Annotated in this window: 17 protein-coding genes and 1 tRNA gene; 5 read left to right on the forward strand and 13 right to left on the reverse strand. The window is 70.6% G+C overall.

Features of this window, described 5'->3' with window-relative positions; genetic code table 11:
- Positions 1–175: 175 nt before the first annotated feature.
- Entirely contained in the window at positions 176–2,515 is a 2,340-nt protein-coding gene (locus HHL28_RS16260; RefSeq protein WP_075770268.1) for a mechanosensitive ion channel domain-containing protein, read from the reverse strand.
- 220 nt (positions 2,516–2,735) lie between these two features.
- On the opposite strand from HHL28_RS16260, the gene HHL28_RS16265 reads away from it, so the two are divergent.
- Together HHL28_RS16265 and HHL28_RS16270 are read left to right on the forward strand one after the other, a co-directional pair.
- Positions 2,736–3,395 carry a sulfite oxidase-like oxidoreductase gene (locus HHL28_RS16265; RefSeq protein WP_075770269.1) on the forward strand — a complete coding sequence of 220 codons (660 nt, stop codon included), beginning with the start codon at positions 2,736–2,738 and terminating at the stop codon, positions 3,393–3,395.
- A 438-nt stretch (positions 3,396–3,833) separates the two neighbouring features.
- The gene (locus HHL28_RS16270; RefSeq protein ID WP_404325986.1) at positions 3,834–4,919 is read left to right on the forward strand and encodes a COX15/CtaA family protein; all 1,086 of its coding nucleotides are present in this window, start codon (positions 3,834–3,836) and stop codon (positions 4,917–4,919) included.
- Between the two features lie 169 nt (positions 4,920–5,088).
- On the opposite strand, the gene murI is transcribed toward HHL28_RS16270, so the two are convergent.
- Positions 5,089–5,931, reverse strand: coding sequence for a glutamate racemase (gene murI / locus HHL28_RS16275; RefSeq protein WP_075770271.1), 843 nt, complete (start codon positions 5,929–5,931; stop codon positions 5,089–5,091).
- 184 nt (positions 5,932–6,115) lie between these two features.
- Here murI and HHL28_RS16280 point away from each other — a divergent pair, with 184 nt between their 5' ends.
- A complete protein-coding gene (locus HHL28_RS16280; RefSeq protein ID WP_169655485.1) occupies positions 6,116–6,736 on the forward strand; it encodes a hypothetical protein in 621 nt (206 codons plus the stop codon).
- 57 nt (positions 6,737–6,793) lie between these two features.
- Here the strand turns inward: HHL28_RS16280 and HHL28_RS16285 are convergent, their stop codons facing one another.
- Positions 6,794–7,402 (reverse strand): 3-demethoxyubiquinol 3-hydroxylase, encoded by a 609-nt coding sequence (locus HHL28_RS16285; protein WP_083699594.1) that lies wholly within the window; start codon positions 7,400–7,402, stop codon positions 6,794–6,796.
- A gap of 195 nt (positions 7,403–7,597) precedes the next feature.
- Entirely contained in the window at positions 7,598–8,311 is a 714-nt protein-coding gene (gene trmB, locus HHL28_RS16290) for a tRNA (guanine(46)-N(7))-methyltransferase TrmB (protein ID WP_075773361.1), read from the reverse strand.
- A 252-nt stretch (positions 8,312–8,563) separates the two neighbouring features.
- Between trmB and dnaN the strand changes: the two genes are divergently transcribed.
- Positions 8,564–9,688: a DNA polymerase III subunit beta gene (gene dnaN / locus HHL28_RS16295; protein WP_075773362.1), complete on the forward strand. Its 1,125-nt coding sequence runs from the start codon at positions 8,564–8,566 to the stop codon at positions 9,686–9,688.
- A gap of 109 nt (positions 9,689–9,797) precedes the next feature.
- On the opposite strand, the gene HHL28_RS16300 is transcribed toward dnaN, so the two are convergent.
- The 8 genes from HHL28_RS16300 to HHL28_RS16330 form a co-directional block, all read right to left on the reverse strand.
- Positions 9,798–10,229: a response regulator gene (locus HHL28_RS16300; RefSeq protein ID WP_075773363.1), complete on the reverse strand. Its 432-nt coding sequence runs from the start codon at positions 10,227–10,229 to the stop codon at positions 9,798–9,800.
- Positions 10,229–10,771, reverse strand: a complete 543-nt coding sequence (locus tag HHL28_RS16305) for an ATP-binding response regulator (protein ID WP_169655487.1) — start codon at positions 10,769–10,771, stop codon at positions 10,229–10,231. The genes HHL28_RS16300 and HHL28_RS16305 overlap by 1 nt, the downstream gene beginning before the upstream one ends.
- Entirely contained in the window at positions 10,753–12,912 is a 2,160-nt protein-coding gene (locus tag HHL28_RS16310; RefSeq protein WP_169655489.1) for a PAS domain S-box protein, read from the reverse strand. The genes HHL28_RS16305 and HHL28_RS16310 overlap by 19 nt, the downstream gene beginning before the upstream one ends.
- Positions 12,913–13,124: 212 nt before the next feature.
- Entirely contained in the window at positions 13,125–13,301 is a 177-nt protein-coding gene (locus tag HHL28_RS18905) for a hypothetical protein (RefSeq protein ID WP_404325990.1), read from the reverse strand.
- On the reverse strand, positions 13,298–13,756 hold the full coding sequence (locus HHL28_RS16315) for an ATP-dependent Clp protease proteolytic subunit (protein WP_404325992.1): 459 nt from the start codon (positions 13,754–13,756) through the stop codon (positions 13,298–13,300). The genes HHL28_RS18905 and HHL28_RS16315 overlap by 4 nt, the downstream gene beginning before the upstream one ends.
- A 574-nt stretch (positions 13,757–14,330) precedes the next feature.
- Positions 14,331–17,681: an SIS domain-containing protein gene (locus tag HHL28_RS16320; RefSeq protein WP_404325994.1), complete on the reverse strand. Its 3,351-nt coding sequence runs from the start codon at positions 17,679–17,681 to the stop codon at positions 14,331–14,333.
- A gap of 80 nt (positions 17,682–17,761) precedes the next feature.
- The gene (locus tag HHL28_RS16325; protein ID WP_075772246.1) at positions 17,762–18,343 is read right to left on the reverse strand and encodes a YceI family protein; all 582 of its coding nucleotides are present in this window, start codon (positions 18,341–18,343) and stop codon (positions 17,762–17,764) included.
- Between the two features lie 71 nt (positions 18,344–18,414).
- A complete protein-coding gene (locus HHL28_RS16330) occupies positions 18,415–20,364 on the reverse strand; it encodes a sensor histidine kinase (protein ID WP_169655491.1) in 1,950 nt (649 codons plus the stop codon).
- Positions 20,365–20,565: 201 nt separating this feature from the next.
- Here HHL28_RS16330 and HHL28_RS16335 point away from each other — a divergent pair.
- Positions 20,566–20,641 (forward strand) — tRNA-Ile (locus HHL28_RS16335).
- Between the two features lie 192 nt (positions 20,642–20,833).
- Here the strand turns inward: HHL28_RS16335 and ileS are convergent.
- Entirely contained in the window at positions 20,834–24,013 is a 3,180-nt protein-coding gene (gene ileS, locus HHL28_RS16340) for an isoleucine--tRNA ligase (RefSeq protein ID WP_075772248.1), read from the reverse strand.
- Positions 24,014–24,355: the final 342 nt, after the last annotated feature.

The raw sequence follows: 24,355 nt of genomic DNA on the forward strand, positions 1-24,355 counted from the left end.
AACATGCACGAACACGCACGAAACATTCACGGACACGCACAAGAGAAGAATGCCTGCGGCGCTCAGGTGCCGGCGAAACGGCTCGGCGCATGGCACCCGTGCGTGTCCGTGAGTGGATGGTGCGTGTCCGTGCGTGTTGCCGGGAACCCGGCAGCGGTCAGGGCGGCACCCCCCCTCAATCCACCGCCCCTTGCGCCGCGGCCAGGGCGAGGGTCTTGGGGTCGGCCTTTTCCGGCAGGCCGCCGGCGATATGGACCGTGCGCTGCGGGAACGGGATGTTGATGCCCAGCTCGTCGAAGCGCTTCTTCATGCGGCGGTTGAACTCCCGCCCCACGGTCCATTGCTGGATGGGGCGGGTCTTGATGCGGGCCTTCACCAGCACGGCGCTGTCCTGGAAGGCGTCCACCCCCGCCACGTCCAGGGGCGCCAGGATCAGGGGCGCGTATTTCGGGTCCTGGCGCATGCCCTCCGCGATCTCCCCCAGCACCTGCACCACCCGGTCCGTGTCCTCCCGGTAGTCCACGGTCACGTTCAGCACGGCGAAGCTGAAGTCCTTGGTCAGGTTGCTGACGGTGGTGACGGAGCTGAAGGGCACCGTGTGGACGGCACCGTTATAGTCGCGCAGGCGGATGGTACGGATGGTGATGCCCTCCACCACGCCGCCCAGGGCGCCCAGGTTGACCACGTCGCCGATGCTGATCGTGTCCTCGAACAGGATGAACAGGCCGGTGATGACGTCCTTCACCAGGGTCTGGGCGCCGAAGCCGATGGCCAGGCCCACCACGCCGGCGCCGGCCAGCAGCGGGGCGATGTCCAGCCCCAGTTCAGACAGGGTGGTCAGGATGACGATGGTCAGCAGCAGCACCATGAAGGCGTTGCGCAGCAGGGGCAGCAGGGTGCGGACCCGGGCGCTGCGCTGGACCACTTGGCCGCTGGTGTCCGTGGCGGTCAGGTAGCGCTCGATGGCGCCGCTCACCACCTCCCACGCCACCAACGCGAAGACGATGATGAAGGTGATGGAGACGAGGCTGCCGCTCACCCGCTGGCCCACCGGCGTGGCCAGCCAGCCCAGGCTGTCGATGCCCCAGGCCTCCAGCACCACCATGGCGACGACGAAGGAGACGAAGCCCTTCAGCACGCGGTTCAGGATGGGCAGGTAGCGGTTGGCACGCTGCTCCAGCCTTGGATACTGGCTTTTCAGGTCGGGGGCGACGCGGAAGCCGCGGGCCACCAGCCTGTCCACGCCGCGGGAAACCAGCCGGCCCACCACCAGCGCCACCAGGGTCACCAGCGTGGCGCGCAGCACGTATTCGAAGCCGCCCTCGATGTCCAAGGCCCAGATGCCGTAGATCACCACGATGTAGAGGATGGCCAGCACGTGCCAGACCTCCGCCAGCCGGCGGCGGGCGGCGTTCCAGGCCTGTCGGGGCTCCCGCTTGGCGCCCGTGGTGGCGGTGACGCTGACCGGCGGGTGGTCGCCCGTGGACTCCCCCGCCACGGCGGCGGCCAGGGCGACGTCGGCCGGGTCCTGGGTGCCCGGTTCCAGCCGGCGGGTGCCGCGCAGCCAGTCGGCGAAGGCGTGCCGGTTCTGCAGCACCAGCACCACCAGCATGGCCGCCACTACCAGCCCCACCAGTTTCAGCAGGGCGGCATAGGGGCGTGACGGCAAGCCCAGGAACAGGGCGGCCTGGGCGATGAAATAGCCGTAGACGGCGGTGAAGGCGATGCGGCGGACCCAGATCACCAGGTAATGCGCCGTCTCGTCCGACACCTTCAGCAGCCGCAGGTTCGGCCCGCTCGGCGACAGGGGCACGCGCGCCGCGATCATGACCAGCTGGACGACGATGCTGGCGCTGATGAAGGCCAGGGCCGCCTGGCTGACCACCTTGGGCGGGTTGGTGACCGCCAGCACGCCATAGCCCGCGGCCACGAAGGCCACCGCGGGCAACAGGTCCATCAGCACCCGCACGAACAGCAGGGGCAGCCGCGACCAGACGCCGTTGGCCGGCCGGGCGGACAGGGCCCGGCGCGGGCGGGCCAGCAACCACAGCATCAGGAACCGGGCCACATAGCCCGCCGCCACCACCACCACCAGTTCCAGGAACAGCCGGGCCCAGGTGGCGCGCTTGGCGGGGTCCTGCACCTGCTGGTTCAGCCAGCGCAACGCCCGGGGCGTGTCCACCAGGGCGCGGCCGGCGGCGCTGATCTCCGCGCTCACATCCTCCGCCCGGTCGGACAGGGTGGTCAGGATACGGGTGCCGAAGGTTTCCGGCGGGGTGTCATCGGCCGCCTTCTGGGCCTCGGACAGGGTCTTGAGCTGCTTGACCAGGGCGGCCCGCTGGCCCTCGTCCTCCAGGGTGTGGACCAAGCTGTCGATCTGCTTGGGGTCCACCTCCGCCGCCGGGGCGGGCTTGGACGGCGCGGGCACGGGCACCTGGGCCGGGGACGGCAGGGTTCCCAGCAGCAGCAGGATCAGGGAAAGCGCCGGCAGGCACAGGCGGCGGACGCGGGACATTCGGTCAGCCCATCCAACGGTTGCGGTCGAAAAACGGGCGGGAGGTTAGACGCCAAAGCGCGCCATGCCAACAAGCCGAATGCCAGTGTCTCCGGATGGTGCTAAAGGCCAAGGCTTGCGGAGGCCGCGACCATGACCGCATCCCCCCTCGCCCCAGCCGGCGGCCGACGCTATGTTACGGGGCCGAGCGCATCTTGACGACGTGAAGAAGGCCGATCCCATGGCACCCGACGACCAGAACCCCCTCCCCAACGCCAAGCTGGTGGAGAGCAAGCAGAAATGGGCCGAGGACGGGCGCCTGCTGACCGGCGCCCCGGTCCCGCCGGAGCAGCGCCTTCCACCCGGCCAGCGGGAGGTAAAGAACTGGCCGGTGCTGGACCTTGGCATCCAGCCGGAGATCGCCACCGGCGACTGGGAACTGGCCATCGACGGGCTGGTGGAGAACCCGGTGACGTGGCGCTGGGCCGACTTCCAGGCCCAGCCGCAGGTGCAGGAGGTGTCGGACATCCACTGCGTCACCGCCTGGTCCCGCTACGACAACCGGTGGGAAGGCGTGTCCGCCGCCCACATCCTGGCCACCGTGCGGCCGAAGCCGGAGGCGCGGCACATCGTCTTCCACTCCTACGACAGCTACACCACCAATGTCCGGCTGGACGTGTTCGCCGACAGCGACGTGCTGCTGGCCCATAGCTGGGAGGGCAAGCCCCTGACGACGGAGCATGGCGGCCCGGTGCGGGTGATCATCCCCAAATTCTATTTCTGGAAATCCGCCAAGTGGCTGAAGCGCATCGAGTTCGTGGCCGAGGACCAGCCCGGCTTCTGGGAACTGCGCGGCTACCACAATGAGGGGAACCCCTGGACCGAGGAGCGCTATTCCTGAGGGATGGTCTTTCCCGCGCTCGTTGTGGGCGTTGCGGGGCGAGGCGATCGGGTCTATATTCTAGAAGGGAAAGGCGGGGTGGTGTTGGCGCACCACCCCGCCCGCTCCTAGGTCCGCTCGATCAGGAAAACGAGGCTCACCGAGCGTCGTCTCCAGACCGGAAAACGGAGCACCAAGAGGAACGGCATTCTCCTCATGCCATTTCTCCCTGTAGGCGGCGGGTTCGGGACCCATTCCCGGCCCGCCGTTCCCTTTTCTAGCGCATACACTTTCAAGCGCCCATGATTATGCGCGCGCTGGATGCAATCCGGTTAGGCCGGGGCCATGCGGCCCCGCCTGCGACGCGGGGACGCAAGAACTGCGCTTGTCCGGGGGTGGGGTCCGCGACCATATCGCGACGGAACTTTTTCCCCAGACAGCCCCGGCAGGACAGGCCCCGTGACGTCAACCGTCCTTTCCCCCGAGACAATGGGCCGCCGCGCCGACCGCGCGTCGGCCAGCACCCGCACGGTGGCCGCCTGGCTGCTGACCTGCGCCGCCATGGTGTTCGCCATGGCCATCATCGGCGCCATCACCCGGCTGACCGAGAGCGGCCTGTCCATCACCGAGTGGAAGCCCATCACCGGCGCCATCCCGCCCCTGACGGAGGCGCAGTGGCTGGTGGCGTTCGAGAAGTACCGGCAGATCCCGGAGTACCAGCTCATCAACAAGGGCATGAGCCTGGAAGAGTTCAAGTTCATCTTCTTCTGGGAGTGGTTCCACCGTTTGTGGGGCCGGCTGATCGGGCTGGTGTTCCTCGTGCCCTTCGTCTGGTTCTGGGCCACGGGGCGCCTGTCCAGGCCGCTGGTGCCGAAGCTGCTGGGCATCTTCGCGCTGGGCGGGCTGCAGGGCTTCATCGGCTGGTTCATGGTGCAGTCCGGCCTGTCCGTTCGCACGGACGTCAGCCACTACCGGCTGGCCCTGCACCTGGGCATGGCGCTGGTGCTGTACGGGATGCTGCTGTGGGTGGCCCTGGGCCTGCTTGACCCGCGGCCCCTGGCGCACCGGGCGGCCCAGGCCGTCTCCCTGCGCCGCCACGGGAAGGCGGCCCTGGCGCTGGTGGCGGTCACCGTGGTCTGGGGGGCCTTCGTGGCGGGGCTGGATGCCGGCTTCGCCTACAACACCTGGCCGCTGATGAACGGCACCTTCGCCCCGCCGGAGATGTGGACCCTGTCGCCCCTGTGGTCGAACCTGGTGGAGAACACCGCCGCCGTGCAGTTCACCCACCGTTGGTTGGCCATCCTGACCGCGGCCGTGGTGCTGGCCTATGCCTGGCGCATCGGGCAGCAGGCGGACTTGGATGCCCGCACCAAGAAGGTGGCCCTGGGCCTGTCGGGGGCCGTGCTGTTGCAGGTGCTGCTGGGCATCGCCACCCTGCTGGCCGCCGTGCCCGTGGCCCTGGGCGCCGCGCACCAGGGCGGGGCCATCCTGGTCATCACCCTGCTGGTCTGGACCCTGCACGAATTCCGGAAGCCGGCGGCGTGAGGGTGGTGCAGGGGACACGGACGGCACGGACGATCCACGGACTGCACGGACAAGGATGAATCGCTGCCGCAGCCCTAACCTGCCTCGGTTTGCGAGCTGGTCTGGGTGGTGAGACTGTCCGTGTCCGTCCGTGGCGTGTCCGTGCCGTCCGTGTCCATGCCCCCACCTCTCAGGCCCCCACCCCCTCGAACCGTGCCGGCTTGCCGAAGAAGCGGGTGGCCAGGGTGGTAACGGCGGGGGCGTTGCCGGTGGTCATGAAGCGCACATGGCCGCTGCCCGTCCGGTCGAACTCCGGGTGGCGCTCCAGATAGGCGGACAGGCTGCGGGCGGTCAGGTCGGGTTGGGACAGGATCTCCACCTGTCGCGGCAGGGCGGCGGCGAAGGCATCGGCCACCAGCGGGTAATGGGTGCAGCCCAGCACCACGGCCTGGGGCAAGGCGCCCCCGAGCCGGGTCAGCAGCCCGTCCACGTACCGGTTCACGGCGGCGGTGACGGCAGCCGGCGGGGCGTCCGCCTCGATCAGCGGCACCAGCTCCGGGCAGGCTTGCTGCACAACCGTCACCTCAGGGGCGCGCTTGTTGATCTCCCGCGGGTAGGCGCCGCTGTCCACGGTCCGCTGGGTGGCGAAGATGCCGATGGTCCGCGGTTCCCCCGCATGGCCGCCGGCGGGCACGTCCGCCATCCAGGGCTGGCCGGTGATGGCCTCCACCATGGGCACCAGCACGCCCAGCACCCGCCGGCCGGGATAGGCCCCCTCCAGCCAAGTCTGCTGCATGCGGCGCAGGGCCACGGCGGATGCGGTGTTGCAGGCCAGGATCACCAGCCGGGCGCCCTGGTCGAACAGGCGGGACACGGCGGCCCGCGTCAGGTCGTAAATCTCCTCCGGCGTGCGGTCGCCATAGGGGGCGGCGGCGTGGTCGCCCAGATAGGCGAAGTCGTGCCCCGGCATGGCCGCGTGCAGCCGCCGCAGCACCGTCAACCCGCCATGCCCTGAATCGAAGACCCCGATCATCCACCGCCCCAACCTGCCGCCCTATTCGGGAACCCAGCCTTCCCGCGGTGTAGCACGGCATTGCGGCAAGGGAAGGGCTTTCGCCGTGACCGCGGCGGTGACTTGCCAAGGGCTTGCGGCTGTGCCTAACTCCGCCCCGATTTCCGCCCCTCTCGGGCTTACCCCGGTCGAGTGCTGCCAGCCCATGCCCGTCCCGATGCGTCGCCTGTCGTCAAGCACCGCCCTGCTGCTGGGCACTCTGCTGCTGCCACTGCCCGCGCTGGCCCAGGGCGGCCCCACCCTGGGGGACATCGTCCGCCAGGCGGAGCAGCCGGCCCCGGCCGCCCGTCCCGCCCCCACCCCGGCCCCGGCACCCGCCGCCCCGCAGGGCCGCGCCCTGACGCTGGAGGAGATCGCCCGGCAGGCCGCCCAGCCCGCGGCCCCCGCCGGCGGCCAGCGACCGGCCCCGGCCGCCCGGACCCAGCAGGCCCCGGCCGCTGCCGGCGGGCCGACCCTGGGCGACATCGTGCAGGCGACCACGCCCCAGGGCTGCGACCGCCCGAAGGCGCCGGAGAAGTTCCCCGACGGCCGCAGCGCGCCGGAGCCGGAGATGCGCGCGGCCCAGGAGGGCATCCGCAAATACGTGGCGGAGGGGGAGACCTTCAACAGCTGCATCGACAAGCTGATCCGCGACAACTACGCCCGGCTGACGGTGAGCGACTACCTGACCCTGTTGCAGCAGCAGGTGATCATGGAGGCGCAGGTCATGCAGGCCGCCAACCGCTTCAACGAGCAGCTCCGCCTGTTCAAGGCCAAGGCGCCTTAACGCGTTCCCTCAGGCGCCGGCCTTGGTCGTTTTTCCCCAGGCGCCGGCCTCGGGGCCCTACACCCAGCGGGCCACGGCCACGCCCAGCCGGGAGCCGGCGACGGCGATCCAGGCCAGCAGCCGCTCCACCCAGCCCGCCCGGCCCATGGCGATGGCGGCGTCGCGGCTGTGGTGCGCCTCGTCGTTGCGGCAGGCCTGGAGCAAGTCCAGCAGGCGGCGGTCGGGGGCCAGGCGGCGGACCAGGGCGATCTGGCCGGCATAGTGCCCGTCCACCCAATGCTCCACCGCCGACACCACGGCATAGAAGGCCTTGGGCCCGACACGGGCGGGCAGGCCCCCCATCAGAAGCCCTGCGAAGCGCCAGAACGGCCCCAGCCGGCTGCGGTAACGGGGCGGCAGGGTGGCCTCGAACAGGGCCAGATGGTGCCGCTCCACCGCCCGGTGGCTGGCGGCGAAGCGCAGCACGTCCGGGTCGCGGGTGGCGCGGGTGACGCCATCATACAGATGGACGGCCACCGTCTCCCCCACATGGCTGGCGCGCAGCTCCCGGATCACCCGCCGGGGCAGCCGGTCGAAGTCCAGGGGTACCGGCTCGGCCTCCGCCGCCGCGGCCGGCAGGACGCCATGGTAGTCGGGGGCGGGTCGGGTGGTGCTGGGCGCGTGCATGCCCGGACAACCCGCGGCACGGGCAGAAGTTTCCAAGACATGGACGTGACAAGACGTCCGGCAGGGAAGGATAGGGAAGATTAGCGGGCGCTTTTATGAACGTTGGTAGGTCGGATTAGCGGGCGTCAGCCCGCGTAATCCGACAGGAACGCCGACTTGGCCGTCGGATTACGGCGCTGCCGCGCCTAATCCGACCTACGATGTGCGGCCATTCCTGCTGAAACGCAGGTACACCGGCCTGCCGCCCCGTTCCCGGGCCTTCTGCTCATACCGGGTGGGGGTCCAGTCGGCCGGCGGCTCCCGCCAGTCCTCCGGGCCCTGGGCCAGCCAGGTGAAGTCCGGGTGGCGCCAGGTATGCTCCAGCATCCAGCGGGACAGCTGCACGTCGTCGGTGGCCAGGCGCAGCTCCGCCCCGTCCCGCATCACCCGGGACAGGCGGGCCAGGTTCTCCGGCCCGATGAAGCGGCGGAAGGCGTGGCGCAGCTTGGGCCAGGGGTCGGGGAACAGCACGAAGACCCGGCCCAGGCAGGCATCGGGCAGGGCGTCCAGCAGGGGGCGGGCATCGTCGGGCACCACCCGCACCCTGTCGGTGGTGCCCTGCTCCTCCAGGTGCTTCAACAGGCTGGACACGCCGTTGACGAAGGGCTCGCAGCCGATGAAGCCCACGTCGGGGTGGCGGGCGGCCTGGGCGGCCAGATGCTCCCCCCCGCCGAAGCCCACCTCCAGCCACAGGTCGGCGACGGGGCGGGGGAACAGGGTGGCGGTGTCGATCGTCCCGCCGCCGGCCGGGGCGTCCAGTTGCAGCCGGGGCAGCAGCGTCTCCAACAGGTCCTTCCGCTGCTGCCGCAGGGGCCGGCCGTGGCGCCGCCCGTAGAAGATCTGGCGGTGCTGGGCGGAATCCTCGGTCATGGCGGGCCTGGGTCGTGCTGCGGGAACGGCGGCGGAAGGTACAGGCGGGGGCCCCCGGGGGCAAGGCCGGGCGGGCCTTCGCGCTTTCCGCGTGAAGCCGGCGGTCGGGTTCACCAAACCACTGTTCCCGGCGCAACCATATGCTATGGTGACGCCCCCTTTCGGTCCCCGGGGCCGGTAGGGGACGTGGCGGCAATAACAGGCACCGCGGCCCCCCTCGGGTGGCGGTGGAGACAACGAACCGGACCCCAGATGAAGATCACCATCGAGCGTGCGGCCCTGCTTCGGTCCCTTGGGCATGTGCAGAGCGTCGTGGAGCGGCGCAACACCATCCCCATCCTGTCCAACGTGCTGCTGCGCGCGGAAAACGGCGAGCTGTCCCTGACCGCCACCGACATGGACCTGGAGATCGTGGAAAGCGTGCCGGCGGACATCGCCCGCCCCGGCGCCGCCACCGCCCCGGCCCACACCCTGTATGACATCGCCCGCAAGCTGCCCGACGGCAGCCAAGTGGAGCTGGACGCCACCGGCGACCTGCTGACCCTGCGCTCCGGCCGGTCCCAGTTCAAGCTGGGCACCCTGCCGGTGGACGATTACCCGCAGATGGCCCAGGGCGACCTGCCGCACCGGTTCCAGCTGTCCGCGGCCGACCTGAAGATGCTGGTGGACCGCACCAAGTTCGCCATCTCCACGGAGGAGACGCGCTATTACCTGAACGGCATCTACATCCACGCCGCCAAGCCCAAGGCCGGCACCACGGACCCCGCCGTGCTGCGCGCCGTGGCCACCGACGGCCACCGGCTGGCCCGGGTGGAGATGGCGCTGCCCGACGGGGCGGCCAGCATCCCCGGCGTCATCATCCCGCGCAAGACCGTGCTGGAAGTGCGCAAGCTGCTGGATGAGGCGGCGGACCGGATCGAGGTGCAGCTCAGCGACACCAAGGTGCGCTTCGCCTTCGACAGCATCACCCTGACCAGCAAGCTGATCGACGGCACCTTCCCCGACTATGAGCGGGTGATCCCGTCCGGCAACGACAAGGCGCTGGAAGTGGACCCGAAGCTGTTCGCGGCGGCCGTGGACCGCGTGGCCACCATCAGCACGGAAAAAAGCCGGGCGGTGAAGCTGTCCCTGGACCGCAACGTGCTGACCCTGTCCGCCAACTCGCCGGAGGCGGGCTCCGCCACGGAGGAGCTGGAGGTCAGCTACAACGCCTCCCCGCTGGAGATCGGCTTCAACAGCCGCTACCTGCTGGACATCACCGGCCAGATCGAGGGCGACGGCGCCCGCTTCATGATGGCCGACCCCGGCAGCCCCACGGTGGTGCGCGACGTGGCCGACGGCTCGGCGCTGTACGTGCTGATGCCGATGCGGGTGTGAGGATCGTAGGTTGGATTAGCGGGCGCAAGCCCGCGTAATCCAACAACCCCCGCCTTGGTGCCGTTGATGTCGGATTACGCCGCTGCGCGGCTAATCCGACCTACCAAGCTCACAGCGTCGTCAGGTTGCGCGGCTTCAGGCCCTTGGCGATGACGCGGACCTTCACCTCCAGCTGGGCGGCGGAGAAGGGCTTGACGATGAAGGCCGTCACGCCGTGCTGGCGGGCGGCGATGACGTGGTCCTTGGTGCCGTGGCCCGTCTCCATGATGAAGGGCATGTCGGGGTCAAGCTGGCGCACGGCCATCAGCAGGTCGATGCCGCTCATCCGCGGCATGGCCCAATCACAGATGATCAGGTCGATCACCTGGGACCGGTCCTTCACCAGATCCAGCGCCTCCATCCCGTCATTGGCGGCCAGGATTTCCCGCACGCCCATCTGGCGCAGCATGTCGACGATCCAGTTGCGGGTCTGCAACTGGTCCTCCACCACCAGGATGCGCAGGGACTTGATCGGGTCCTCGGGCACGAACAAGCGGGTCATCAGGCCCTCACCAGGGTCGCGGTCCCGGACAGGATGGCGGCGACCGTGGCCGGCAGGCTGTCCAGGTCCAATGGTTTGTACAGGATCGTGGCCCCGGCGGGGAGGTCGGCCGGCGCTTCCTGCCCCCGCGCCGGGTAGCCGGTCATGAACAGCACCCGCACCCGCGGGTCCAGCTCCGTCACCAGGTGGGCCAGGCGGGCGCCGCCCAGGCCGGGCATGACCAGGTCGGTCAGCAGCAGGTCAATCCCGCCCTCCTCGAACCGCTCCAGCGCCTCCACCCCGTCCGGGGCGGCCAGCACCCGGTGGCCCGCCCGCTCCAGGGTCGCGGTCACCAGCGCCAGCAGGTCCGGTTCGTCCTCCGCCACCAGGATGGTGGCCGACGGGCCGGTGCCTGACGTGGCGGCATCCGTCACCACCTGGCCCGGGGGCGGGTCCGCCGGGGCCGCGGCCAGGGGGAACCACAGGGTGAAGCGGCTGCCCCGGCCGGGGGCACTGTCCACCGCCGCGGTGCCGCCCGCCTGTTTCAGCAGGCCATAGACCATGGCCAGGCCCAGGCCGGTGCCCTGGCCGGGGGCTTGGTGGTGAAGAAGGGGTCGAAGATGCGGGCCCGCACCGCCTCCGTCATGCCACAGCCCCGGTCCTCCACCACCAGCATGGCGCAGGGGCCGGGCGGCAGCTCCGCGGGGCCCGACGGCACCACATGCAGGGCCACGGCCAGCGGCCCACCCTCCGGCATGGCGTCGCGGGCGTTGATGGCCAGGTTGACCAGGGCCTGGGCGGCCATGTCCGGGTCCACCGCCACCCAGACCGGCTCCCGCGGCACGGCCACGGACAGGGCGATGCTGGCGCCCAGCAGGGGTTTCAGCAGGAACTCCTGCCCCCGCACCACGGCGCCCAGGTCCACGGTCCGCGCCTCCCCCACCCGCTGGCGGGAGAAGGTCAGCAGCTCCCGCGTCAGGGCGGCGGCCCGGTCCACCCCCTGCCGGATCTTGGCAAGGTAGGCGGACAGCGACTCGGCCCCGCTTCCCTGGGCACCCAGCCCACGGGCCTCCTCCCGCGCCATGCCGGCATAGCCGCCGATGACGGACAGGATGTTGTTGAAGTCGTGGGCCAAGCCGCCGGCCAACTGGCCCAGCGCCTCCATCTTCTGGCTTTGCAGAAGTTGGGCCTGGAGCGTCTTCTGCTCCGTCACGTCGGCGAACAGGGCCACATAGCCGCCGCCGGGCATGGGGAAGTGGCGGACCTGCAACCACTTGCCGTTGGGCCGCTGCCGTTCCCCGAAGAAGTGGCCCCGCTCCCGGATGCGGTCATAGTCGGCCAGGCTCTGCTCCACCGTCTCGCCCGGGTATTCGCCATGCTCGGCCAGGTATTTCAGCACGTCCCGGTCCCAGGTGCCGGGGCACAGGAAATCCTCCGGCAGGTCCAGCAGCTCCGTCAGCCGCCGGTTGGCCACCAGAAGCCTGCCATGGGCGTCATAGACCTCGATCCCGACGCCCACGCTCTCCATCATGGCTTCCAGGATGCGGGTCTTCTCGTCGATTTCCGCCTTGGCCTGGCGCTGGCCGGTGATGTCGCGGATATAGGCGGTGTAGCGGCGGCCGGGGCCCAGGGCCACCTCGGTGATGGCCAGCTCCACCGGGAAGACGGTGCCGTCGCGGCGCATGGCCTCCAGCTCCATGCGCCGGCCCAGCAGCCGGTGCTCCCCCGTCTCCTTCAGCCGGGCCATGCCGCGGTCATGGGCGGCGCGCAGGTGGGTGGGGATGATCAGCTCCCCCATGTTCCGGCCCATGGCCTCCGCCCGCGACCAGCCGAATGTCCGCTCCGCCGCGGGGTTGAACTCCTGCACCAGCCCGTCGCTGTCCACGCTGATGATGCAGTCCAGGGCCGATTCCAGGATGCTGCGGGCGCGGGCCTCGCTCTGGCGCAGCTTCAGGCTGGCGGCGGCCTCGTCGCTGACGTCCCGGAACAGGCAGAGCACCAGCCGGTCCGTGCCGCTGAAGAAGGGCACGGCGGAAAACTCCGCCACCCAGTCGGCCCCGTCCTGGCGGCGCAGGGGGATGCGCACCTGGGTCACCGACTCGCCCCCCGCCACCCGGCGCATCATGGCTTCCGCCAGGGGGCGGGATTCCGGGGTGGCGAAGGACAGAACCGACAGGCCGGCGGGGTCCGTATCCTCCGCCAAGCCCAGGATGCGGCGCCCGGCGCTGTTCAGGAAACGGCCCCGGCCCTGGGTGTCGTGCACGGCGATGCCGTCGGGGGACAGGTCCACCAGCTGGCGGTAGCGCTGCTCGCTCTCCCGCAAAGCGGCCTCCCGCCGCTTCAGCTCGGTGATGTCGGTGCGGATGCAGACGGTGCTGCCGTCCGCCGCCTTCTGGTCGCGCACCAGCACCCAGCGCCCGTCGGACAGGCGGAACTCGAACGGTTGCCCGGGGTAGCGGAAGCGCAGCAGCCGGGCCTGGACATACTCCTCCGGGTCCTTGCCCAGGGCGTCCAGGTTTTCCCCCAGCGCTATGGACTGGCGCAGCAGCTCCTCAAACCGCACGCCGGGGACCATCAGCTCGGCCGTGCCGTCGAAGATCTCCCGGAATTTGGCGTTGGACAGCACCAGCCGTTCGTCGGCATCGAACAGGGCGATGCCGTCGGAGATGCATTCAAGCGACGCGGTAAGCTGGCGGATGTCCAATCCCTACCCCCTTTTCCCAGCACCAGTGTGTCCGTTCGGCCGGGAAAGGATCAAGGGGCGATGCCGGGTGGGCGGGACTTTCGAATTCGAAAGTGGCTTACCAGTTCCCTCAAGCGCCGGGCGGGCGCATCCGCGCCCTTGGCCTACGCCCGCACGTGCGGGCGGGCCGGCAGTCGCCGGCCTCCAGGGCCATGGGGCCTATGCCCCTGGCCTCATGGGACCAAGTGCGTGACCACGTTGCTGCCATTGGCGGCCAGCGCCTCCGCCGTGGTGCGGAAATCGGTCCGGCCACTGAATCCGCCGGCCTCCCGCACCGTCTCGATCCAGGCGGGGGAGGCACCCAGGCTGACCAGCCGGTCCACCATGCGGCCGGTGGACTTCAGGGTCACCGTGCCGGTGGCCAGGCCCCGGGGGCATGGACCATGAAGGTGGAGGAGGGGGCGGCGAAGCGCTGGGCCCCGGCCATGTACAGGGCCACGCACATGCTCTCGCACGTCTCGCCCGCGCGGACGGCGGTGGCGACGCGGCGGCCGGCCTCCCGCTCCGCCATCACCCGGTCGATCATGGCATAGCCAGCGTTGGTGTAGCCGCCGGGGCTGTCCAGCTCCAGCAGCAGGGGCCGGCCGGCGGGCAGGCGGGCGATGGCCGTGTCCAGCTTGGCCGCCACCTCGGGCGTCAGCACCCCGTCGATGCGCAGCACCGTGGCATCCTGCCCCTCCCGCTGGGTCACGGTGGCAGAGGGCAGGGACGGGGGCGCCGACAGGGCGGCCTGCTCCGCGCGCGCACCCGCGGTCTGGGCGGCGGCGGTCAGGACCAACAGCAGGGCAAGGGCAAGGCGGCGCATCGGGCATCCTCCGGAACTCGCGACGGAGGATGGGGCCCTTGTACTTTCCGGGTGGTTAACGGGCGCCGCGACGCAACAATTGTCGCCGAACACGGTGCGGGCGGCGCCGTCCCGTCTTGAGGTATGCACGGTCGGTGTTCTTGTGGCGGGAAGCCTTGGGGTGAAGGGGGGCTTGGCCCGCCGAGGAAAACTTCGGTCGCGCGGAAAGCTGTTAAGGGAAAACGGATTTTAACGGATCACAACGGATTTGAACGGATAAAAGGAAAATAGGATTCCAGCTTCACAATTTTGAATGGTGATTTGATTTCTGGCATCAAATCAAATTCGGGCACCTCCACTTAAATTTATGCTCTATCCGTTCAATCCGTTTTGATCTGTTGAAATCCGTTTTCCAAACACACCTATACCCAAGCACCTTCTTGTCCGGTTCGCTCTTCCAAAAGATTGGCGCGAGATACGAAGCAGCCAGCCAAGGATAGTAAGTTCCCCTTCCGGGGGCCGGACAACCCCTCTCCCTGTCCCTCCCCCACCGGGGGAGAGGACGCGGTGGGGACGTTCGGCCTTGGCGACAACCTCACAGGTCCCGCAGGAGATCCTGCGGCGTCCTGAACAGGAGGGCGCGTGGGGAGAGGTCGGCGATGAAGGCCAGGGCGTCGCGCCTGTCGCCGTGGACGGCCTCGTTGTAGGCGTCGACCAGGTCGTCGTAGAGGTTCAGGCCCCTCAGCAGCGCCACCTTCTGCTGCAGCGGCGCCTGGGCCGCCAGCTCCAGGTGCACCAGCGCCAGCCCCGCCGCCGGGGCGCCCGCCTGGCCCGGCACCGGCAGCAGCAGCAGGTTCTCGGTCCCGTGCGGGCCCGCCGACAGCACCGCCCGGCCCAGCCGCAGCGCCCGGCGCTTGCTGCCCGCCGGCGGCCTCGGGTTGTCGTAGCCCGACGCCACCCCCGCCGCCGCCCCGACCCGCGCCGTGGCCCGCAGCAGCGGCAGCCCGTCCGGCCCGTCCCCGGCGGCCGCGTACAGCATGGCCGAGGGCACGCCCGTGACCACCGGCGACAGGGCCAGCAGCCAGTCCCGGTCCCGCGCCGCCAGCCCCGCCAGGGAAAGCCCCAGCCCCGCCAGCGCCTGGGCCAGGGAAGGCGCCACCTCCCGGCCCGGGCGGCTGATGCCCACCGTCACCGTCTTGGCCTGGTGCCGGATCGTGTCCACCGGACGGCTCGTCTCCTCCGCCAGCTGGCGCGCCAGCACCACGCCCCCCTCCAGCGCGCCCCGCAGCGCCACCGGGTCCGCCGGCGGCTCCCGCAGCGCCCCCTCCAGCGCCGCCAGTTTCGCCACCGCCCGCGGCGGCAGGCAGGCGTCCATCATCCCGTGCGACACCCGCGCCAGCGCGCCCCGCGCCAGCCCCGCCGGGGCCGACAGCTCCCGCGTGCCCGACACCAGCGCCGCCTCCAGCGCCGCCCCCAGCTCCCGGAACGGACCGGACTGCCGGTCGATGGCCTTGGCCGCGTGGAAGCCGAACAGGTGGCCCGCCACGGTGGCCAGCACCATGTCCAGCCCTGCCCCCGCCGACGGCACCTTGATGACCGCCTCGGCATAGGCGTCGAAGCAGCCCTCGCCCTTGGCCGCGATGACGATGGGGCTGCCGGCGTGCGCCTTGAAGATCGCCACCTCCTTGGCCGTGTCCTGGGCCAGTGCCGCCGGCAGGTCGTTGGCGATGACCAGGGTCAGGGGCTCGGTGGACAGGTCGATGTGCTTCTTGTCCTCGGTGAAGTCCACCGGGATGGACTTGTAGCAGAGCTCCGACAGCTTGATCCGCACCTCCTCCGCCGCCACCTTGTTGGCGCCGTTGCCCACCACCGCCCAGTGCCGGGCGTAGGGGGCGTAGCGCTCCGCCACCGCGGCGACCTCCGCCTCCCCGTCCAGCACCTCCTGGATGCGGGCGGGCAGGCCCTCCAGCGCCACCAGCTCGTCATGCACCTGGGCAGGCGGCAGGGTGCCCAGCGCGTCGGCCAGGCACAGGGCGGTGAGCTTGCCCGCCGCCACCTGGGCGTAGAAGGCCTTGGTGGAGGCCACCGCCATCTCGATGTCGCGGCCGTCGCTGGTGAACAGCGTGCTGTCGGACTTCATGGCCAGCGGGCTGTTGCGCCGGTTCACGATGGCGTGCACGAAGGCGCCCGCCGCCCGGGCCAAGTCCACCGTGCGGTTGGTGTCGGTGGTGGTGCCGGACTGGCTGATGGCGATGACCAGCGCGTCCGTGAGGTCGCGGCCCTCCAGGTCGGCGCTGAGTTCCGACGCCTTGGCCGCCTCCACCCGCACCTGCTCGCCCAGCGCCTGGCGCAGCAGGTGGGCCACCCCCATGCCGGCCACCGCGGCCGTGCCCTGGCCGGTGACGAACACCCGGCGCAGCCCCGGGCGGCTGGGGTCGGCGCAGCGCTCGCGCAAGGGGCCCCACACGCCGGCCTCGAACAGCACCGCCCGGCCCTGGCGGCGGTAGCGGCCGGCCAGGGTCTTGCGCACGCTCTGCGGCCCCTCGTGCACCTCCTTCTCGAAGAAGTGGGCGAAGCGGCCGCGGAAGATGTCGCGGCTGAAGATGGCGATGGGCTCCGCCTTCAGCTCGGTCGCCGCCCCGTCGTCCACCGCCACGGCCGCGAGGGCGGGGTCGCCCCCCTCCGTGGACAGGGTCACGCACAGGCCGCCGCGCTCCACCCGCGCCAGGGCCACGGAGGCGCGGGCGCGCGGGGCCAGGCCGTAGTTCTCCGACGCCACGCACAGGCCGTCCGCGGTCTCCGCCACGAACAGGCTCTGGCCCGAGCCGCGCTGGCCCAGGTACAGCCGCCCGGGCTCCGCCGGGTGCAGCAGGCCCACGGCGACGGAGCCCTCCAGCCGGCGCAGGGCCGCCAGGAAGCGGGCGGGCACGGGCGTGCCGGCGGCCTGCAGGCGGAAGCAGGCGGGGATGGCCTTCAGGTCGGTGGTGGTCTCCGCCGGCAGGCGGTGGCCGGCGGCCTCCACCAGGCCCTCGCGGATGGCGCGGTAGTTGTCCACGTCGCCGTTCAGCACGGCCACGGCGTCGGCGTCCGGGTCGAGCCAGGGGCCGTTGTCGCCGGCCAGGCGCCCGTTGAGCGGGTGGCAGTTGTCCAGGCTGATGGCGCCGTGGCTGGCCCAGCGGGTGTGGGCCAATGCTGAGACCCGGCGCATGGCGCCCGCCAGCTCCCAGAACAGGGCGTCGCCGCGCAGCTTGGCGCGCAGGGCGGCGCCGTTGTCGCCCAGGCTGCCCACCAGCTGGGCGGTCTTGTAGCTGAAGCGCGCGGTGGCGCCGCCGCCGGGCAGGGCGTGGGCGCTGACCGACAGGTCCCGGTCCAGCCCGCCGCGGCCCAGCTCGATGATGCGGGCCCGCAAGGCGGCCACGTCCACCACGCCCGGGGGCAGCTCCAGCTGCACGGCGACGCCGGCGCTGTCGCGGCCGCGCACCTCCAGCCGGTCCAAATTCTCCAGCACCTGGGCCAGGGCGAAGGCGGCCATGTGGGCGGCGCGGCTCGCCCCGGCCGGGTCGGGCATCAGGGCCAGCACGCGGGTGGCACCCGCCAGCACCTCGTGGCCGACCTGCCAGGCATAGTCGCGCAGCCGCTCCACGGCGCGCTCGGCCGCGGGCTCGCGGGCGCCGGGCCCCTCGGCCAGGGCGCCGGCCAGCAGGTCCAGCCGGGCGGCGACGGCCTGCAGCGCGGCGCGGGCGGACGGGTCGGTGGCCACGGCGAGGTGGGTGGCGAAGGACATCAGCTCGGCAAACCGCGCCGCCAGCGCGTCCACCGCCCGGTCGGCCGCCGCCGCGTCCCCCGGCGCCGCCGCCTCCAGCCCCGCCGCGACCGGCCCCAGCCACCCCAGGCCCCCGTCACGCACCCAACCCAAACCAGACAGGAAACCCGCGACGCCGCACATGGTGGTTATCCCAAATTTCAGGCAGCCCTTTCATACAATGCGGCTGCCGAACTGCGCAAAGGGCGCTTTTGGGGCAGGGGTCAGCCCTTTGCCTTGCCCTCCAGCTCGATGATCAATTCCACCTCATCCCCCACCAGCCCATCCGCCACGCCATAGGTCATGCCGAACTCGCTGCGTTTCAGCGTGCCGCGAGCGGAGATCCCCACCGCCTCATGCCGGTCGCCGAAGGGATAGGTGCCCACCTTGTTCAAGGTGACGTCCAGGGTCACCGGCCGGGTGACGCCGCGCAGGGTCAGGTCGCCGGTGATGCGGCCCGTGTTCTTCCCCGTCTGCTCCGCCTTGGTGCCCACGAAGGTCATGGTCGGGTACTTGTCCGCCCACAGGAAGTCCTGCTTGCGCAGGTGGCCGTCCCGGGCCTTGTGGCCGGTGTCCACGCTGTCCGTGGCTATGGTGATCCGGATGTCGGACACGGCCGGAGCCGCCGCGTCGAAGGTGAAGCCGCCCTCCACCTCCCGGAAGCTGCCCAGCACCTTGGCGAAGCCGACATGGCTGACCAGGAAGCCGATGCTGGCATGCTCCTCATCCACCTCATAGGCCTTGGGCGCTGCCAGCGCCGGGGTGGACAGGGCCAGGACCAGGAACAGGGGCACGAGGCGCCGCATGGTGTCCTCCGTTTTCGGGTGGTCCCACGAAGGTAGGGGCACGGTGGCCGGGCCGCCAGGGCGGACAGGGGTTACTCGGCCACCCGCAGTCCGGCGCGGCGGGCCTCGGCGGGGTTGGTGGCCAGGGGCACGGTGAAGGTGACGACGGTGCCCTTGCCGGGCACGCTGTCCACCTTCAGCCCGCCGCCATGGCGCAGGACCAGGTCCCGCACCAGGGTCAGGCCCAGGCCGGTGCCTTTCTCCCCCTGGGTGCCCGGGCGGCTGGGGCCGGGGCCGGGCCGCGCCACCTGGTGCAGCTCCTGGGTGTCCATGCCGACGCCGCGGTCGGTGACCGCAACCTCCAGCCGGTCGCCCTGGGCACGGCTGGTCACGTGGACCACGCCTTCCGGGTGGCTGAACTTCACGGCGTTGACCAGCAGGTTGCGCAGGATGGCCAGCACCATGGTCCGGTCGGCCAGGACCCAGCGGTCGCCCACCGCGTCCAGGATCTGGATGGACTTGGCGTCGGCCGCGGCGGAGACGTCGCGGATCGCGTCACCCACCAGCTCCCGCAGGGGGAAGGCGGTGGGGGCGAAGGGCTTGCCGGACATCTGCACCCGCGACCATTGCAGCAAGTTCTCCAGCAGGTCGAAGACCTTCAGGGCGCTTTCATGCACCGACCCGGCGAAATCGGCCACATCGGCCGGGCGCATGCGGGTGCCCTGGTTCGCCAACTCCTCCGTCATGCCCAGCAGCGCGTTGAAGGGGCCGCGCAGATCGTGGGAGACGAGGGAGAAGAAGCGCGTCTTCTCCCGGTTCAGGAAGTCCAGCTCGTCATGGGCGGCGCGGAGGTCTTCCAGCGCCGACTCCGCCGCGGCGCGGGACTGCCGCTCCGCCAGGGCCGCCGCCTCCCGGCCCGCCAGCGCCCGCAGCATGGCCCAGCGGCTGAGCAGCAGCACCACGGCCAGGATCAGCACCAGCCCGCCCATGGCCTGCACCGTCTCGCCCAGGCCGGGGTACAGGGCGCCGACGCCATCGGCCACCAGCAGCAGCCGCCAGGGCGCCGCGGCCAGGCCTTGCGCCGCCAGATAGGACCCGCCCTCCGACCGGGGCAGGGGGGTAAGGCCGGGCAGGGCGGCGGCCCCGCCGGGAAGGATATCATCCAGCCGGTCCGGCAGCTGGCCGCCGGTCGCCGCGAGGGGGCGGCCCCGCTCATCCAGCAGCAGCAGCCGCATGCCGTCTGCCGGGGGCGGCCCCAGCAGGGCCGACAGGCCGGCGGCCGGGAACTCCGCCGCGAACATGCCGCGCAGGCGCCCCTCCTGCAGCAAGGCCAGGGCCAGGGTGGCGCCGCCGTCCCCGGGCATGGCGGACCAGGCGGCGGGTGCGGCGGGGTCGGTCACCTCCGCCAGGCGGCGATAGGCGGGGCTGGTGGGGTAACTGTCCAGCAGGTCCGTGCCGCCACCCCGCACCCAGGGCACCAGGGCCACCAGCCCGCGGGTGGAGGCGTAATAGACCCGCCGCGCCTGGGGCAGGGCAGGCAGGCTGGCCGACAGGGCCGGCATCACCGCGAGGCCCAGCGCCGCCTCATGCCGCAGGGTGGCGGCGTCGCTGCTGGTCAGCCCCTCCCGCCGCCGGGCCATGGCGCCGTCCAGGGCCAGCAGGGTCCCGACATCGCCGGCGGCATAGGGGGGCGGGGGTTGGTCCAGGCTGTGGGCGCGGTTGGCCCCGTCGGTGCCGCCGCTGGCCAGGAAGGCGGACAGCAGGGGCGTGTCTGGCACGGCCCCCGGCGTGGGGACCTGTTTCAGGTACAGGGTGGCCTGGTGGCGCAGCTGCTCCAACTGGCGGCCGGCGCGGGCCAGCTCCCCGTCCAGGGCGGCGGCGCGGGCCAGAAGCAGCGATTGCGCCTGCCGCTTCGCCTCCCCCACCTGTGCCTGGAAATGCAGGGTGACCAGGCTGAGCGCCAGGGCCAGGCCCGTGACCACGGTGACGGCCAGGATCCGGTCGGGGCCGAGCGCCGCCATCCATGGCCACAACCGCCTCATCAGACCCCCTGTGCCACCCTATCCCGGATTGTCTAACACCAAGGGCATGTGCGGGCAACGGGCCGCCCTGCCACACGCCCTGATGGTCATGGGGGCGGGTCCGGTGCCGCGGGGCCGGGGCTGTATGACAGACGCATGGCAGCCACCGTTCAAATGCCTTGACAGCGGCCCCCGGCACCTCTATCTCAGCCGCCCACGGACGGGCGCGTAGCTCAGGGGTTAGAGCACTCGCCTGATAAGCGAGAGGTCGGTGGTTCGATTCCACCCGCGCCCACCATCCCGTCCTGGATCAAGACGCTGACGAAAAAAGCCGGCCGCTGGGCCGGCTTTTTCGTGTTCGGGATGCCGCAGGTCGGATTAGCCGCGTCAGCGGCGTAATCCGACAGCGACGGTGGTCCCAAGTGCCCGGGCCTGGGTGCCGTCGGATTACGCGGCCTTGCGGCCGCTAATCCGACCTACCATGGCCGCCTCACGCCTTGGCGATCGCCAGCTCGATCTCCGTGCCGGACAAGTCCACCTTGGTGGCGACCCCGGTCAGGCCGCCCTGGTTGACCTTCAGGTCCACGGCCAGGGTCTCCCGCTTCACCGTCTCGGCATGGGCCTCCAGGGCGGCGGCGACCTCCGCCGGGACGGTGGCGCCGATGCGGATGCGGTCGGTGACGTGGAAGCCGGCGTCCTTGCGGGTGCTCTGCACGGCGCGGACGAAGTCGCGGGCCCAGCCTTCCTTTTCCAGCTCCGCGTCCACGGTGGTGTCCAGCACGACGACACCCTTGCCCCCGGCGAAGCGGGCAGCGTCCAGGCCTTGGTTGGTCTGCACGCGGATGTCGAACTCACCGGCCCCCAAGGTCACCCCGGCGAGGGAGACGGTGCCGTCGCCATTGTCCGTCCACTGGCCGGTCTTGCTGGCGGCCATGACCGACTTCATGGCCGGGCCCACCTTCGGCCCCACCACGGCGGCGTTGACGGCGAGCTGCCGGCTGCCCACCAGGGCGATGTCGGTGGACAGGGTGACGGCCTTCACGTTGACCTCCCCCGCGATGATCTGGCTGTAGCTTTCCAGGGTCGCGGCGTCCGGGTGGACGATGGTCAGGGTGCGCAGGGGCAGCCGGGTGCGGAGCTGCTTCTGCTCCCGGATGGACATGGCGGCGGCGCAGATGTCGCGCACCAGGTCCATCTCCGCCACCAGCTTGGCGTCGGCGGGCAGGGCCGACGCATCCGGCCAGTCGGCCAGGTGCACGCTCTTCTCCCCCGTCAGCGCGGTGTAGATGCGCTCGGTGACGTGGGGCAGCATCGGCGCCAGGGCCTTGCACAGGGTGACCAAGCAGGTGAACAGGGTGTCGTAGGCGTCCTGCTTGTCCTGGGCCGCGCCGTCCGCGTCCCGCCAGAAGCGCTGGCGGCTGCGGCGGATGTACCAGTTGTTCAGGGCGTCGTAATAGCCGGGCACCAAGGCATAGGCGCCGGGCAGGTCGAAGGCGTCCAGCCGCGCCGTCACCCCCTCCACCACCTGCCGCGTCTTGGCCAGGATGTAGCGGTCCAGGCTGCCCACCTGGTCCCAGCTGTCCCGTTGCCGCGCCTTCACCCCGTCGATGTTGGCGTACAGGGTGAAGAAGCTGTAGGCGTTCCACAGGGGCAGCACCCCCTGGCGCAGGGCCTGGGCGATGCCGCGGGCGTCCTTGGGCATGGCCAGGTCGCCGCCGGCCATCAGGGGGCTGGACACCAGGTACCAGCGCAGCGCGTCGGCACCGTAGGTGTTCAGCACCTCCTGCGGGTCGGGGTAGTTGCGCAGCCGCTTGGAGAGCTTCTGCTTGTGCTCATCCAGGACCACACCGTGGCAGATGACGTTCTTGAACGGCACGCTGTCGAACAGGGCCGTGGAAAGCACCATCAGCGTGTAGAACCAGCCGCGGGTCTGGGCCACGTACTCCACGATGAAGTCGGCGGGGAAGTTCTTCTCGAACTGCTCCTTGTTCTCGAACGGGTAGTGGAGCTGGGCGAAGGGCATGGAGCCGCTCTCGAACCAGCAGTCCAGCACGTCCTCCACCCGGCGCATCATGGACTTGCCGGTGGGGTCGTCGGGGTTGGGGCGGACCAGCGCGTCGATGCCGGGGCGGTGCAGGTCGGCCGGGCGGACGCCGAAGTCCCGCTCGATCTCCTCCAGGCTGCCGTACACGTCCACGCGGGGGTAGCGGGCGTCGTCGCTCTTCCATACCGGGATGGGGGCGCCCCAGAAGCGGTTGCGGCTGATGTTCCAGTCGCGGGCGTTCTCCAGCCAGTTGCCGAACAGCCCGTCCTTCACGTGGCCGGGGATCCAGTTGATCTGCTTGTTCAGCTCCGCCATCCGGTCCTTGAACCGGGACACCTCCACGTACCAGGAGTTGACGGCCTTGTAGATCAGCGGCGTGTCCGTGCGCCAGCAGTGCGGGTAGTTGTGCACGATGGTCTCGTGCCGCAGCACGACGCCCGCCGCCTTCAGATCCTGGATGATCTGCTTGTTGGCCTCGATGACGTTGATACCCTCGTACGGCGGCACCTCCGCCGTGAACTTGCCGGCCACGTCCACCGGCACCTTCACCGGGATGCCGTGGGCGACGCAGACGTTAAGGTCGTCCTCACCGAAGCCGGGGGCCATGTGGACGATGCCCACGCCGTCGCCGGTGGCCACGAAGTCGGCGGCCAGCACCTTGTGCGCGTTCTCCGTCCCTTGGAAGAAGGGGAAGACGGGCTGGTAGGTGCGGCCGGCCAGGTCCGTGCCCTTCATGGACGCGACCGGCTCGTACCCTTCCAGCTCCTTGGCGTATTTGCCCAGGGCCGCCTCGGCCAGCAGCAAATGGTGGTCGCCCTTCCTCACCAGGGCGTAGTCGATCTCCGGCCCCACGGCGAGGGCCAGGTTGCTGGGCAGGGTCCAGGGGGTGGTGGTCCAGGCCAGGATGTCGATGGGGCCGGGGTCGCCGTCCCGCGGGTCCAGGCGGAACTTCACCGTCAGGGCGGGGTCCTGCCGCTCCCGGTAGGAATTGTCCAGGCGCGTCTCGAAGTTGCTCAGCGGCGACTGGACGGCCCAAGAGTAGGGCACCACGCGGTAGCCCTCATAGATCAGGCCCTTGTCCCACAGCCGCTTGAACGCCCACATCACGGATTCCATGAACGACAGGTCCATGGTCTTGTAGTCGTTCTGGAAGTCCACCCAGCGGCCCTGGCGGGTGACGTAATATTCCCACTCATGGGTGAAGCGCTGGACGGACACCTTGCAGTGCTCGTTGAAGCGCTCCATGCCATAGGCCAGGATCTCCTGGCGTCCGCTGATGCCCAGCTCCTTCTCCGACTGCAACTCCGCCGGAAGGCCGTGGCAGTCCCAGCCGAAGCGCCGCTCCACCCGCCGGCCCTTCATGGTGTGGTAGCGGGGGACAAGGTCTTTCACGAAGCCGGTGACCAAATGCCCATAGTGGGGCAGGCCGTTGGCGAAGGGCGGGCCGTCATAGAAGACGAACTCGTTCGTGCCCGCGTCACCCGTGGCCGGGCGGAAGGACACCGACTCCTCGAAGATTCGGTCCCGCTTCCAGGCCGCCTGGACCTCCTCCTCGATCCGGGGAAAGTCGGGGCTCGCCTCCGCCGGGGGATAGGCCAGGGATGCGGTCTCGGCAGGGTGGGTCATGGGACAGGACCTTCGGGCAGGGGCGGACGCAGCCAATGATGACTGAGCACGGTCATATCTGGGCGCCCGCCCGCTGTCCAGGCAAGGGCGGGCAACCCTGGAAACCCCTGGTGTCAAGGCTTTCGGGCCGGGGCCGCGGCGCCGCCGGCGGGACGGCGCCGTCTGGGCCGAAGGTGGCGCCAAGGGAACGAGGTGCAGGTGGCAAGAGTAGGCAAGAATTGGGTGCGGCGCAGCATGCCCGAACCCTTCCATCTGCGCGCATGATTAAAATTTGCACCACTTTCGCGTTAACTCTTTGACAATAACCGGGGCGCGTAATGTGACCATCGGCCAAAATTGGTC

This window comes from Aerophototrophica crusticola, from assembly GCF_012913305.1.
GTDB classification, from domain to species: Bacteria; Pseudomonadota; Alphaproteobacteria; order Azospirillales; family Azospirillaceae; genus Niveispirillum; species Niveispirillum crusticola.